This is a genomic window from Nonomuraea sp. NPDC048826 (assembly GCF_043198225.1).
In the GTDB taxonomy this organism is placed as follows: domain Bacteria; phylum Actinomycetota; class Actinomycetes; order Streptosporangiales; family Streptosporangiaceae; genus Nonomuraea.
Genome location: NZ_JBICUQ010000007.1, coordinates 95847 through 108730, shown reverse-complemented (window position 1 = coordinate 108730; position 12884 = coordinate 95847). Strand labels below are relative to the sequence as shown.

Below are 12884 nucleotides of genomic sequence, written 5' to 3'. Positions count from 1 at the left end.
GGTTCCTCGCTTCTAGATGATTCCGGCCGTGGAGAGGCCGTCGATCTCCTCCGGGGAGAGGCCGAGGAGGCCGCCGTAGACCTCCTCGTTGTGCTGGCCGAGCGCGGGGCCGGCGCTGCGCACCCGGCCGGGGGTGCCGGACAGCTTCGGCACCACGTTCTGCATCGCCACCTCGCCGAAGTCGGGGTGCGGCACGCGCACGATGGCCTCGCGTGCGGCGAAGTGCGGGTCGGCGAACATGTCCTTGGCCGTGTAGATCCGCCCGGCCGGCACACCGCCGTCGTGCAGCAACTGGAGCAGCTCGTCGGCCGGGTAGCGGGCGGTCCAGGCGGCGATGATCTCGTCCAGCTCGTCCATGTTCTCGCCGCGCGCGCCGTGCGTGGCGTACCTCTCGTCCTCGGCCAGCTCCTTGGCGTCCATGACCTGGGCCAGGCGGGTGAAGACGCTGTCCTGGTTGGCGGCGATGAGGATCGAGTCGCCGTCCGCCGTGGGGTAGACGTTGCTGGGCGAGACGTTCGGCAGCACCGGGCCGGTGCGCTCGCGCTGGTAGCCGGCCTGCTGCCATTCCGGCAGCAGGGACTCCATCATCGCCAGCACGGCCTCGTAGATCGCCGAGTCGACCACCTGGCCGCGGCCGCTGCGGGATCGCTCGTGCAGCGCCACCAGCGTGCCGACGCAGGCGTGGGTGGCGGCCAGCGAGTCGCCGAGCGAGATCCCGGCCCGCGACGGCGGCTGGCCGGGGTCGCCGGTCACGTAGCGGATGCCGCCCATGGCCTCGCCGATCGACCCGTATCCGGCGCGCGGCGCGTACGGGCCGGTCTGCCCGAACCCGGTCACCCGCGTGATCACTAGCCGGGGGTTGATCGCGTGCAGCTCGTCGGGCGACATGCCCCAGCGCTCCAGCGTGCCGGGCCGGAAGTTCTCCAGCAGCACGTCGGCCTCGGCGATCAGCTTCCTGAGCAGGTCCTGGCCCTGCGGGGTGCGCAGGTCGCAGGTGACCGACTTCTTGTTGCGGGCCACGACCGGCCACCACAGCGACTTGCCGTGGGGCTTCTCCCTGCCCCACTGGCGCATCGGGTCGCCGCGGCCCGGGTCCTCGACCTTGATCACTTCCGCGCCGAAGTCGCCGAGCAACTGCCCGCAGAACGGCCCGGCCAGCAACTGGCCGAGCTCGATGACCCGGACGTCGTCCAACGGGAGATGTGTCATGCCTTCTTCCTTGGTCCGAGCAGGGACGCGCGCGCCGAGAACAGATGGGCGCGCATGACCGCCTCCGCCCATTCGGGGTCCCCGGCCCGTACGGCTGCCGCGATCTCGATGTGGTGGTTGACGCTGCGCCGCATGGCTTCCTCGTCGAAGGCGCTGTACGTCCGCAGCAGGACGGGTGAGTGGACCAGCGAGCTGATCGACTGGGCGAGTATCGCGCTGCCGCCCAGGCGCACCAGCTGCTGGTGGAACTCGGCGTTGCGCCGGTAGACCGCGTCGAGCTCCCGCCGGGCGGCGTGCTCGCCGAGTGCCACGGCCACCTCGTGCAGCCGGTCCGCGTCCTCGTCGGTGGCGGTCGCGGCGGCCTGCCGGGCGGCCAGGCCCTCGATCCTGGCCCGGAGCTCGAAGATGGTCTCCAGGTCCGTCGCCGGGTACTCGACGACCTTGGCGCCCTTGTTGGCGGTGACCTCGACCAGGCCCTCGGACTGCAGGTGGCGCAGCGCCTCACGCACCGGAGTGCGGCTCACCTGGAGCAGTTGGGCGAGCTCGACCTCGCCCAGCCGGTCGCCGGGCGCGTAACGGCCGCCCAGGATCAGGGCACGGAGATCATCAACGACGGACATGCATACATCCTCAAGCCGAATGCCCCGATTATGGGGACAGAAAGGCGTCAGGGCAAGTTTTTGCATACATATCACTGGATTTTCGGTCGACAGGATCGAAGTCCGCAAGCTCCGGACGTCAGCCTTTCGGTCCAGGACGAAAGGCGTTGCCCGGTCCGGCGGGCCGTTCCTACCGTTGACGAGTCACGTCGCGGCCGGACGCCTGAGGCCGCGACATCCGCACACAGCAGGGGGAACGATGAAACGGACACTCCAAGCCGCCGCGGGGGCGGGCTTGGCACTCGCGACGCTTCTGGCGACGCCGGCCGCGGCCTCCGCCCACGCGGGCGTCGACGTGAAGACCTACAAGGTGCCCAACCTGCAGTATCCGGCGTCGGGTCCCGCCAGGGCCCAGCTCCGCGACATCACCGTGACCTGGCGCAGGGACCGCGTCGACCGGCGCACCTGGGTCACCGTCAGCGGCCGGCTCCGCGACTCCGGGCCGGGCGACGGCTACTGCGCCCGTTTCAGGCTGCGCACGGCGATCAGCAGCTGGGAAGACGCGGAGGCGTTGACCAAGGAGTGCCAGGGGGTCTGGCGCTCCAAGTCCCTGGCCCTCGAACCCGGCAGCGGTGGGATGGTCTTCGTCGCTCTCTACACGAAGCCCGATGGGGATTCCACCGATTGGGCACTGCGGGATCCTTGGCAGACGTGGCATGACCCGTACTGACGTCAAGTCCACGGGACTCACCGGGCGGTGGGGTCTCCCCGCAGGAGGGACTCCCCCAGCGGGGTGAGCGTGTGCAGGACGGCTCCCCCGATCCGGGTGGTGGAGATCAGGCCGGCGTTGCGCAGGACGGAGGCGTGCTGGCTGGCGGAGGCAGGGGAGATCCCGACGCGTTCGGCCAGTGTCGTCGTCGTGGCAGGGTCGCGCAGGGCGGCGAGCACCGCCGCCCGCGTGCGGCCCAGCAACGGACCGAGCGCGTCCGCGGACCCGGACGCCTTGTCGCCGTGACATATCGGGTACACCAGCACGCTCGAATCATCGGGCCGATCAGCGAGCCAGGGCGCCTGGGCGAAGTACGAGGGGATCAGCAGCAGACCACGCCCGCACAACCGGACGTCGTACGCGCCTGACGAAGGGATGCGCAGCACGGGAGGGTCCCAGCACGCCATGCCGCCGAGCGTGGACGACAAGGCGTCGACACCCCCGCGGAGCAGCGTCTCGGCGCGGATGGAGCGGTCGGCGGCGACGGTGGCGCGGACCAGCGGCCACATGGGTGCCAGCGATGTGGCGAAGTAGGTCCGCAGGTGACTCGTCAGAGTCCGGTGCGCCGCCTCCGATCCCGAGGCGAGGTCTCGGAACCAGGGGCTCGCATGGCGTGAGGCGGCCGGACTCAGGTCGGCCGCCAACCGGTCGGTGGCAATCTCGTGGACCCGCTCCAGACTCTTGGCGAAAGAGTCGCACTCCGGCTGCAGCAGGAAGTCCGGCAAGTAGCTCTCCGCGCGAACCAGGTCCGCGATCACGCCGCTCCCGCCAGGCGCGAGGCCGCTCAGTGGCAGGGAGAGGCGGCGGGCGGCGGCTCGGCCTCTACCTTGGGTGACGCCGAAGAGCAGGCGTGCGCTGAGCGCTGTTTCGAACAGAGGGTTCGGTCCGGGGGCGAACGTGATCCGGCGAAGATCCCCTTCGGTGAACTCGATGCTGAGCACAATAATTGATCTTCGCACAGGCCGGGACCTCCCCGAGCGTCCGCCGTGTCGGGTGATCAGCGGCCGTTGAGGAAGGCGGCCAGGTCGGCGGCGATCTCGGCGGGGTGCTCTCCGTTGACCGCGTGCGAGGCCTCCGGATAGACCTTGACCGTCCCGTTCTTGAGCGCACGCCCGGCCACCGCGCGGGAGGCGTCGACGTCGTGCATCACGGACTTCCCCGCCAGGATGGCCAGCACCGGCATGGTCAGGCCGCCCAGCGCGCCCTCGTCGATGAGCGCGGGCTGCGGCAGGTGTGTGGTGTAGTTCGCCATCCCGGACTCGATCATGTCCGCCACCGGCACGTCCTCCACGGGCGCGCCGCCGGCGGTGTAGGAGTTGAACGAGTCGCGCCAGGACTTCGGCAGCCACGGCACGGAGGCGGGGATGGCGCGGATCGCCGTGCCGGCCGGGATGTTCGAGAACGTGTAGGCCGGGTCGATCAGGGTCAGCGTGGCGACCCGCCCCGGCTTGCGGATGGCGAGGTTGGCGGCCGTCCAGCCGCCGATGGAGAGGCCGACCACGTGGAAGGACTTCTCCGGCAGCCGGGCGAGCGCCTGGTCCAGCCACGCCGCCTGGTCGGCGTCGGAGGTGATCGGCGCCTCCTGCACGCTCTTTCCCGGCTCGCCCAGCAGGTCGATCGTGTAGACGTCGCCGACCTTGAGCAGGTGCGGCAGGTTGTCGGCCCACACCGGCGACGCGGAGGCCCTGCCGGGCAGCAGCACCAGCGGCGCCTGCGGCCCGGCCCGGTCGGCGGCGCCCTGATAGCGGTAGAGCCGCACGAAGCCGAAGTCGGTGCGCACGTCGATCGTCTCGGCGGCCGGCGGCATGTCGGCCATCGCCTGCTCGTAGGCGGTCATGAAGTGCGCCCGGCCCTCGGCGTCGTTCCAGTGCCCCACCGATGACGGCTGGCGCAGGGCGAAGGCCAGCGCGACGGCCCCCACGGCCACGACGCTGCCCGCGATCTTCAGCCTCCGGCGGCGACGGTGCTTGCGCTCGGCTCCCGTGTCCTGCTCGCTCATCGCTTTCCTCCGTTCTGAACGATGGTCAGATTTTTGACCGTATGGTCAGATTATAGGCGACGAGCCGGTACCGTGGTCTCCATGGCAGAAAGGCGAACCGACGACCGGCCGCTCAGCTTCATCGAGCAGAAGCGGCGCGACCAGCTCATCGAGGCCACGATCGCCCTGGTGGCCGAGCGCGGCTACGCCGCCACCTCATTGGCGCGGATCGCGGAGGCCGCCGGCATCACCAAGGGCGCGGTGCTCTACCACTTCGCCACCAAGGACGCCGTCGTGGCGGCGGCCCGCGCGCACGTGCTCGACGCGCTCGTGGCCGACGTCGGAGAGGCGGTCGACGCCGCGCCGCCCGAGGCCGCCCCGGCCGCCTACGTGCGGCGGATGGTCGGCCATCTGACCGAGCGGCCGCACCACACCCGGATGATCATCGAGGCGCTGATCCACGACGAGCGCCCCGCCTCCGAGGCCCGCTGGAAGCCGCTCGCCGCCCTCCTGGACCACGCCCGGCAGGCGCGCGGCCTCGGCCCCGGCCCCGACCTGCGCACCCTCGCCCTCATCACCGGCGGGGCCATCGACGCGCTCCTCGGCGAACGGCTGCAGGACCCCGGCTACGACACCGCCTCCGCGGCCGACGCACTCGTCACGATGCTCGAAACCGCCGCCTTCGCCTGATAGCTCCGGTCGGACAGTTGGGTCAGACGCCCGATACCCCGGGCCGTGCCGCGTCCGTAGCGTTTGACCTGTCAGAACGACCGGAAATCAGGGAGAGACATCATGAGCAAGGTCTGGTTCGTCACCGGCTCGTCCCGCGGTTTCGGCCGCCGCTTCGTCGAGGCCGCCCTGTCCCGCGGCGACCGGGTGGCGGCGACCGCCCGGACCATCACCGGCCTGGACGATTTGGTCAACAAGTACGGCGACGCGGTGCTCCCGCTCCCGCTGGACGTGGTGGACAAGGCGGCCGTGTTCGAGGCCGTCGAGCGGGCCAAGGAGCACTTCGGCCGGCTGGACGTCATCGTGAACAACGCCGGCTACGCCCAGTTCGGCGCCGTCGAGGAGCTGACCGAGCGGGCGGTGCGCGACCAGTTCGAGACCAACGTCTTCGGCGCGGTGTGGGTGATCCAGGCCGCCCTGCCCTACCTGCGCGAGCAGCGCTCGGGGCACATCATCCAGATGTCCTCGGCCGCGGGGCTCGTCGCCCTGCCGCTCGGCGGCGCCTACCACGCCTCCAAGTGGGCCCTGGAGGGCCTGAACGAAGCTCTGGCCGGCGAGGTCGCCCACTTCGGCGTCAAGGTGACCATCATCGAACCCGGCGTCTTCGCCACCAGGGACGGCCAGCGGCCGGATCCGCTCGCCAACGGCCACCCGGCCGAGAACGACCCGGGCTATGACGACGTGCGCCGGCTCATCGGCGCGACCGCAGGGAAACTCCCCGCCGGTGACCCGGTCACCGCGGCCCAGGCGCTCCTCAAGCTCGTCGACTCCGACCACCCGCCGCTGAGGGTGCTGTTCGGTTCGGGCTTCTACCCGATGATCCAGCATGCCTACGCCGGCCGGCTCAAGACCTGGGACGACTGGCAGGAGCTCTCCGCCGAGGCCCATGGCTAAGGGCCGGTCATGGGTGGCGGCGTCGCCGCCACCCACCGGTGAGGAGCGCACCCATGACCCCCGTCCCCACGGCCCGCGCCGGCGAACGATCCTGGCCCCTGCTGTTCGTCCTGTGCGGGACGATCTTCCTCGAAGGCGGCGACGTCGCCATGCTGGCCGTCGCCGTCCCCGCCATCCGCGCCGACCTCGGCCTGACCACCGGCACCGCCGCGTGGGTCATGAGCGGCTACGTGCTCGGCTACGCCGGTTTCACCCTGCTCGGCGGCCGCGCCGCCGATCTGCTGGGCAGGCGGCGCATGTTCGTCACCTGGCTGGGCGTCTTCCTGGTCTTCTCCATGCTGGGCGGACTCGCCACCGACGGCTGGATGCTGGTCGCGGCCCGGTTCGTCACCGGTGTGGCGGCGGCCTTCATGACCCCGGCCGCCATGTCGATCATCACGACCTCGTACCCGGAAGGGCCGCGGCGCGACCGGGCCCTGCTGATCTTCGCCGGTGTCGGCGCCGGCGGCTTCTCGCTGGGTCTCGTCATCGGCGGCCTGCTGACCGGACTCGGCTGGCGCTGGGTGTTCTTCGCCCCGGCGTTCCTGGCCGGCGGCATCCTGCTCGCGGCGCTCAGGCTGGTGCCCGCCGAGGCCCGCCCCGAGCCCGCGCGTCACGGCTTCGACCTGGCCGGCGCGGCCAGTGCCGCCGCCGCGATGGTGCTGCTCGCGTACGGCATCATCCGGCTCGAACACGGCGGCGACGGGATCGGGCCGACCCTCGGCGCGCTCGCCGCCGGGCTGGCGCTGGTGGCGGCCTTCGTCGTGATCGAACGGCGCGCCGCGGCGCCGCTCGTCCGGCTGGGGATCTTCCGCAAGACCGCGATGGTCCGGGCCGACGTCGCCGCGATGCTGTTCCTCGGCGCGTTCTTCGGCTTCCAGTTCATCGTCACGCTCTACCTGCAGGAGCTGCGCGGCTGGTCCTCGTTGCAGACCGCGATCGCGCTGATCGCCATGGGCTGCGACGCCGTGCTGGCCCCCGTCGTCACTCCTCGCCTGGTGAACCGGTACGGCCCCGCTCGGGTGATCCTCGGCGGGTTCCTGCTGGCGATCGTGGCGTACGGGCTCTTCCTGCCGGTGGGGCTGGACTGGTCGTACGCGGCGATGTTCCCGACCCTGATCCTCTCGGGGGTGGCCTTCGCGCTCGCGTACGGTCCGCTCACCATCGTGGCCACCGACAGCGTGGCGCGGGAGGAGCAGGGCCTGGCCGGTGGCCTGCTCTACACCTTCACCCAGTTCGGTTCGGCGGTCGGGATCTCCGCGGTGACCGCGGTGTACGGCTTCGCCATGGCCGGTGCCGACGGTTCGCCGGGAGCGGTCCTGGACGCCTACCGCGCCGCCCTCGTGGTCCCGGTGATCATGGTCGCGCTGGGGGCCGCGGTCTCCGCTTCCGGCCTGCGCGGCGCCAGGGCCGTCAGCCGGTCCGGCATATAGGGAAGACGTCCGATATCCCGGGCCATGGCGCGTCCGTAGCGTCTTGACCTGTCACAACGACCGGAATCCAGGAGAAACCATGAAGAACATCGTTGTCCTCGGCGGCGGTTACACCGGGCTGATGTGCGCCGTGCGGCTGGCGCTGCGCACCCGCAAGCTGGATGTGTCGATCACTTTGGTCAACCCGTCGGAACGGTTCATCGAACGGCTGCGGATGCACCAGGTCGCGGCGGGCCACGAGCTGGCCGATTTCCGCATTCCCGAGTTGCTCGGCGAGCGCGTCGCCTTCGTGCGGGGCTGGGCCACCGCCGTCGACACCGAGCGGCGCGCGGTCACGGTCAACGCCGGTGAGGGGCCGCGCACACTGCCGTACGACAGGCTCGTGTACGCGCTCGGCAGCTACACCGACACCGGTGTCGTCCCCGGCGCCGACGACCACGCCTACACGCTGAACGACCCCCGGCTGGCCCGCCGCATGGCGCTGCGCCTGGCGTCGCTGGCGGAGATCGGCGGCACCGTCGCCGTCTGCGGCGGCGGGCTGACCGGGATCGAGGCCGCCACCGAGATCGCCGAGAACCACCCGGAGCTCCGGGTGTCCCTCATCAGCGCGGAGGAGCCCGGCTGGATGATGGGCGAGAAGGCGCGCGCCCACCTGTACGCCGCGTTCGACCGGTTAGGCGTGACCGTGCACGCCGGCGCGCGGATCACCAAGGTGTTGCCGGACGGCGTCGAGCTGGCCGACGGCGGCGTGATCCCCGCGGACGTGAGCCTGTGGACGGCCGGGGTCAAGGCCCACGCGCTCGCCGCCGAGTCCGGCATCGGGGTCGACGCCAAGGGCCTGGTCCTGGTCGACCCGGCGCTGCGGTCGCTGACCCACCCGGAGATCTACGCGGTCGGCGACGCCGCCGCGATCCGTCAGGCGTGGGGGGCGGTCCACGGCACCTGCCAGAGCGGGATGCCGTCCGCCGCGCACGCCGCCGAGTCCATCGCCAGGGAACTGCGCGGCCGCCCGGTCAAGCCGTTCCGGTTCGGGTACTTCCACCAGCCGCTCAGCCTCGGCCGCGACGACGCGGTCATCCAGTTCACCCGCCACGACGACACCCCGGGCCGCTTCCACCTGAAGGGCAAGGCGGCCGTGATGTACAAGGAGTGGGTCAGCGGCAGCCCGCCCAAGACCTACCTGAAGACGCATCGCTACCCGGCCCCGGTCACCCTCTCGCGGGGCGGCCGCGCCACCCGCGAGCCCTTCATGGAGCTGTGAGGCCGGTCCGGCCGGATGAGCGCGATCGCGGCGAGCCCGCCGAGCACGAGCAGACCGCCGGCGAGCCCGAAGGCCGGGCCGTAGCCGGCGGTCTGGGTCGGCGCCGCGTCCACGACGAGGCCGGTGGCGACGGGCCCGGCGACGGCGGCGATCGAGACCAGGGCGTACCACGTGCCGAGCGCCGCCGAGCGCTGCCGGTCCGGCACGATCGCGGAGATCGCGGCCACGGTCAGCGGGGTCTGCGCGGGGCCCGCGCCGAAGGCCAGGCAGGCCAGCACCACCACCGGCCAGCCCGGCGAGGCATGCGGCAGCAGGACGAGGCAGACCCCGGCGGCCAGGGAGAAGCAGCCGCCGAGGATCCCCAGCGCGAGGCGGCGCGACCGGCCGATCAGCTGACGCGACAGGACACCGCCCAGAAGGATGAGCAGCGCGCCGGTCAGCGAGGGCAGGGCGGTCAACAGGCCGATCGACGACCGGGCGAACCCGGCGACGTCCTCCAGATACAGCGGGAGGAAGGCGATGTGCACCGACAGCGTCCAGGAGACGCCGAACCCCGCGATCAGCGCGCCGTACCAGGTGCCGCTGGTGAAGAGCCGCCGGTAGGTCCGCCGTGGCCGGTCGCCCTTCTCCTCGCGGGCCAGGTACGGCCCGTCGCCGCCGGCCACGACCCAGATGGCCGCCCAGACCAGCCCGGCGACTCCCAGCACGGTGAACGCCGACCGCCAGCCGTACGCCTCGGTCACCGCGACGATCACCGGGCCGCCCACGAGCGCCCCCAGCGCTCCGGACACCTGCAGCGCCGAGCCGGCCAGCCCGCGGTTCTCCGCCTTGCTCCAGGTGAAGGCGGTGTGCATGGCGAGCGGGAAGGCGGGACCCTCGCCGGCGCCGAGCAGCAGCCGGGTCACGACGATGACGCCCAGGCCCGCGGCGGGCAGCGCCACGGGCAGCTGGGCGGCCGACCACACCACGGCGAGCCCCGCCAGCAGCCACCGGCTGGAGACGCGGTCGCCGATGAACCCGAACACCAGCGCCGACACGCTGAACAGCAGGTAGAACGTCCCGGCGACGGTGCCGTACTGGGTGGCGGTCAGGCCCAGGTCGTCCTTCATCGGTTTGGCGACCAGCCCGATGACGGCCTTGTCCATCAGGTTGATCATCATGAACGCCATGAGCAGCGTCATGACGTTCCAGGTCTTCGCGGCGCCGACGCCGGAGCCTGTCACGCGAGCCGCAATCGGGCGAGCTCGGTGCGGGTGCTGACGCCGAGCTTGGGGAAGGCGCGGTAGAGGTGGTGGCCGACGGTCTTGGGGCTGAGGAAGAGCTTGGCGGCGATCTCCTTGTTCGTGGCCCCGGTGGCGGCCAGGCGCACCACCTGCAGCTCCTGACCGGTGAGCTGCGCCGTCAGGTCGGTCGCGGCTTCCTCGGCGGGCGCGGCCTCACCCGCGGCGCGCAGCTCCGAGCGTGCCCGCTCGGCCCACACCCCGGCGCCGAGCCGGCCGAACGCCTCGACGGCGTGCCGCAGCTGGACCCGCGCTTCGGACTTCCGCCGGGATCGGCGCAGCCACTCGCCGTACAGCAGTGCCGACCGGGCCTGCTCGAACGGGCGGTCGTCGCACGACACCGCGGCCGCGAAATCCTCCTCCGGATCGCCGTCGAGCGCCAGCAGGGCCCGGCAACGGGCCAAGACGGCGTCGGCCCAGGCGCGCCCGGCGGCTTCCGTCCAGCGGCGGAAACGCTCGAACGCCCCCGCCGCCGCCTCCGGCGTGCCGAGCCTGGCCGCGGCCTCGACCTCGTCCGGCGCGAAGTAGACGGCGCTGACCTGACGGCCGCCCGGACCGCGGGCGGCGGCGCCGAGCCGGTCCAGGACCTCCTCCCACCGGCCGGCCCCGAGATCGAGCATGGCCAGGGCCCACACCCCCCACACGGCGCTGGTGGCGACCTGCTCGACGGCGAAGTGGGCGAGGTTGCGTTCGGCGTGCGCCCGGCAGAGCCGCACATCGCCCCGGACGGCGGCGATCCAGGCCAGCACGCCGTGCTGATGGGCCAGCCGGTGCGGCTGGCCGGTGTCCTCGGCCACCCGCAGGCCCTCGGTCGCGGCCGTCTCGCTCTCCTTGAACCGGCCGAGATAGAGCTCGGCCACCGACAACTGCGCGAAGGCCATCGGGGCCAGGCCGATCGTGCCGTCGACGCGGCACCTTTCGGAGAACGCCAGGGCGAGGTCCCGCGCCGTGCCGAAGTCGCCGAGCAGGATCGCGTGACTGGCGAGGTCGTCGATCCGCGCGTCCGGGTTCTCGCGCAGGCGGGCGACCCTCGAGCGCAGCACCGGGAGCGCCCGCTCCGGGGAGCCGTCGAGAAAGTGCGTGGTCGCGTCCACCAGCTCGAACTGCGGATGGTCCACGCTGCCGGGCAGCGCCTCGAACCGGGCGTGCACCCGCCGGGCGAGGCCGAGATCGCCGGAGTAGAAAGCGGCCACGTTGGCGAACACGAGCGTCTCCGCCGCCGCGTCCACGTCGCTCCCGCCGATGAGCCCCGCCGCCTCCAGCAGCAGCTCGACCGCCGCGTGCAGGGAACCGGCGTTGAAGGCCGTCCGGGCGCGCACCGTCTTCAGCACCGCCCGCTGCCCCGGGTCGGTGAGCACCGGTTCGGCCTGCTCGGCCAGGGCCTCCTGCAAGCCCGTCCGCCCGGCCATGTCGGCGGCCTGCGCCGCGGCGACCAGCCTGCGGGCGCGTTCGGCGTCGTCCGCGCTCAGCTGGGCGGCCCTGGCGAGCGCGGTGGCGGCCGCGGCGAACCCGCTGCGCTCCCTGGCGCGGTCGGCGGTCGACTCCAGCGCCCTGGCGACCTCCTCGTCGGCGCCGAGGGCGGCGGCCGCCAGATGCCAGGCGCGCCGGTCCGCGTCGTGCTCGCCGGACAGCACCTCGGCGAGCGCCCGGTGCACGGTGCGCCGCCTGGCGTGCCCGATGCCCTGGTAGGCGGCGGCGCGCACCAGCGGGTGCCGGAACGCCACGACGGGCTCGTCCACCCTGAGGAGTTCGCCGGCCTCGACCTCGTCCAGGACGTCCGGCACGCCGAGCCGCTCGGCCGCCCGCAGGATGACGTCGAGCATCCCCGTGTCCTCGGCGGCGGCGATCGCGAGCAGCGTGCGCGCGTGCTCGGACAGCGCGCCGATCCGCCGCTGGTAGGCGTCCTGGATCCGGCGCGGGACCGGCAGCCGTACGGTCGGCACCGGATCGGCCCGTTGCCCGCGCATGAGCGCCGGGAGCTCCAGCAGGGCGAGCGGGTTGCCCTCGGAGTCGGCGAGCACCCGGTCACGCAGGTGCCAGGGCAGCCGCGGACTGTGCCGGTCGAGGATCAGGCTCGCCGACTCGCGGTCGAGGTCGCCCAGCGGCAGTTCGGGCACGCCCGGCGCGGCGAACCCCGGCCTGGCGGCGAAGATCAGGCCGATGCCCTCGTTCTGCAGCCTGCGCGCGACGAACAGCAGGGTCTCCGCCGAAGGGCTGTCCAGCCACTGCGCGTCGTCGACGAGACAGAGCAGCGGCGCGCTCCCGGCGAGGTCGTCCAGCAGGGTCAGAGTGGCCAGCCCGATGAGGAAACGGTCGGCGCCGGATCCGGAGGCGAGCCCGAGCGCGGCCTTGAGCGCGTCGGCCTGGGGCCCGGCGAGCAGCCCGATCCGGTCGAGCGCGGGGAGCAGCAGCATGTGCAGGGCGGCGTAGGCCAGCTCCGCCTCGCCTTCGACCCCGGTGATCCGCAGCACCCGGATCCGGTCGGCGCGGTCGGCGGCGTAGTCGAGCAGGGCCGTCTTCCCGATGCCGGGGTCGCCCCAGAGATAGAGGGCGCCGCTGCCGCCGCCGCGAACCCGGCTCAGCAGCCGATCGATCTCGATCTGTTCCCTCTCCCGACCGAAAAGCACCAAATGACGGTAGGTCGGGCGTGATCAGCCGGTCAACTCGATCGGCTTCAGGCGATCAAGCTACGC

The 12884-nt window shown here is 72.4% G+C and carries 11 protein-coding genes; 5 read left to right on the top strand and 6 right to left on the bottom strand.

Annotation, left to right across the window (positions count from 1 at the left end; genetic code table 11):
* Window positions 1-12: 12 nt before the first annotated feature.
* The gene (locus tag ACGFI7_RS25335; protein WP_393408893.1) at window positions 13-1209 is read right to left on the bottom strand and encodes a CaiB/BaiF CoA transferase family protein; all 1197 of its coding nucleotides are present in this window, start codon (window positions 1207-1209) and stop codon (window positions 13-15) included.
* Window positions 1206-1829, bottom strand: a complete 624-nt coding sequence (locus tag ACGFI7_RS25330; protein ID WP_393408891.1) for a GntR family transcriptional regulator — start codon at window positions 1827-1829, stop codon at window positions 1206-1208. Before ACGFI7_RS25330 ends, ACGFI7_RS25335 begins: the two co-directional genes overlap by 4 nt.
* Before the next feature lie 238 nt (window positions 1830-2067).
* Between ACGFI7_RS25330 and ACGFI7_RS25325 the strand changes: the two genes are divergently transcribed.
* Window positions 2068-2538: a hypothetical protein gene (locus ACGFI7_RS25325; protein ID WP_393408889.1), complete on the top strand. Its 471-nt coding sequence runs from the start codon at window positions 2068-2070 to the stop codon at window positions 2536-2538.
* A gap of 17 nt (window positions 2539-2555) precedes the next feature.
* Here the strand turns inward: ACGFI7_RS25325 and ACGFI7_RS25320 are convergent, their stop codons facing one another.
* Together ACGFI7_RS25320 and ACGFI7_RS25315 are read right to left on the bottom strand one after the other, a co-directional pair.
* Window positions 2556-3335, bottom strand: coding sequence for an ArsR/SmtB family transcription factor (locus tag ACGFI7_RS25320; protein ID WP_393408886.1), 780 nt, complete (start codon window positions 3333-3335; stop codon window positions 2556-2558).
* 239 nt (window positions 3336-3574) lie between these two features.
* A complete protein-coding gene (locus ACGFI7_RS25315) occupies window positions 3575-4576 on the bottom strand; it encodes an alpha/beta fold hydrolase (protein WP_393408883.1) in 1002 nt (333 codons plus the stop codon).
* A gap of 81 nt (window positions 4577-4657) precedes the next feature.
* Here ACGFI7_RS25315 and ACGFI7_RS25310 point away from each other — a divergent pair, with 81 nt between their 5' ends.
* From ACGFI7_RS25310 to ACGFI7_RS25295, 4 genes are all read left to right on the top strand, one after another.
* Window positions 4658-5245 carry a TetR/AcrR family transcriptional regulator gene (locus ACGFI7_RS25310; RefSeq protein WP_393408880.1) on the top strand — a complete coding sequence of 196 codons (588 nt, stop codon included), beginning with the start codon at window positions 4658-4660 and terminating at the stop codon, window positions 5243-5245.
* A 102-nt stretch (window positions 5246-5347) separates the two neighbouring features.
* Complete coding sequence (locus tag ACGFI7_RS25305; protein ID WP_393408877.1) at window positions 5348-6178, top strand: SDR family NAD(P)-dependent oxidoreductase; 831 nt, start codon at window positions 5348-5350, stop codon at window positions 6176-6178.
* A gap of 53 nt (window positions 6179-6231) precedes the next feature.
* Window positions 6232-7650 carry an MFS transporter gene (locus ACGFI7_RS25300; protein WP_393408875.1) on the top strand — a complete coding sequence of 473 codons (1419 nt, stop codon included), beginning with the start codon at window positions 6232-6234 and terminating at the stop codon, window positions 7648-7650.
* A 79-nt stretch (window positions 7651-7729) separates the two neighbouring features.
* Window positions 7730-8911, top strand: a complete 1182-nt coding sequence (locus ACGFI7_RS25295) for an NAD(P)/FAD-dependent oxidoreductase (RefSeq protein ID WP_393408872.1) — start codon at window positions 7730-7732, stop codon at window positions 8909-8911.
* On the opposite strand, the gene ACGFI7_RS25290 is transcribed toward ACGFI7_RS25295, so the two are convergent.
* The gene (locus ACGFI7_RS25290) at window positions 8845-10134 is read right to left on the bottom strand and encodes an MFS transporter (protein ID WP_393408869.1); all 1290 of its coding nucleotides are present in this window, start codon (window positions 10132-10134) and stop codon (window positions 8845-8847) included. The genes ACGFI7_RS25295 and ACGFI7_RS25290 overlap by 67 nt on opposite strands.
* A complete protein-coding gene (locus ACGFI7_RS25285; RefSeq protein ID WP_393408866.1) occupies window positions 10131-12818 on the bottom strand; it encodes an AAA family ATPase in 2688 nt (895 codons plus the stop codon). Before ACGFI7_RS25285 ends, ACGFI7_RS25290 begins: the two co-directional genes overlap by 4 nt.
* Window positions 12819-12884: the final 66 nt, after the last annotated feature.

Bases quoted from the DNA above. Each gene is read 5' to 3' on its own strand.
- ACGFI7_RS25315 (WP_393408883.1), bottom strand. From the start codon at position 4,576: ATGAGCGAGCAGGACACGGGAGCCGAGCGCAAGCACCGTCGCCGCCGG.
- ACGFI7_RS25330 (WP_393408891.1), bottom strand. From the start codon at position 1,829: ATGTCCGTCGTTGATGATCTCCGTGCCCTGATCCTGGGCGGCCGTTAC.
- ACGFI7_RS25295 (WP_393408872.1), top strand. From the start codon at position 7,730: ATGAAGAACATCGTTGTCCTCGGCGGCGGTTACACCGGGCTGATGTGC.
- ACGFI7_RS25305 (WP_393408877.1), top strand. From the start codon at position 5,348: ATGAGCAAGGTCTGGTTCGTCACCGGCTCGTCCCGCGGTTTCGGCCGC.
- ACGFI7_RS25335 (WP_393408893.1), bottom strand. From the start codon at position 1,209: ATGACACATCTCCCGTTGGACGACGTCCGGGTCATCGAGCTCGGCCAG.
- ACGFI7_RS25310 (WP_393408880.1), top strand. From the start codon at position 4,658: ATGGCAGAAAGGCGAACCGACGACCGGCCGCTCAGCTTCATCGAGCAG.
- ACGFI7_RS25300 (WP_393408875.1), top strand. From the start codon at position 6,232: ATGACCCCCGTCCCCACGGCCCGCGCCGGCGAACGATCCTGGCCCCTG.
- ACGFI7_RS25325 (WP_393408889.1), top strand. From the start codon at position 2,068: ATGAAACGGACACTCCAAGCCGCCGCGGGGGCGGGCTTGGCACTCGCG.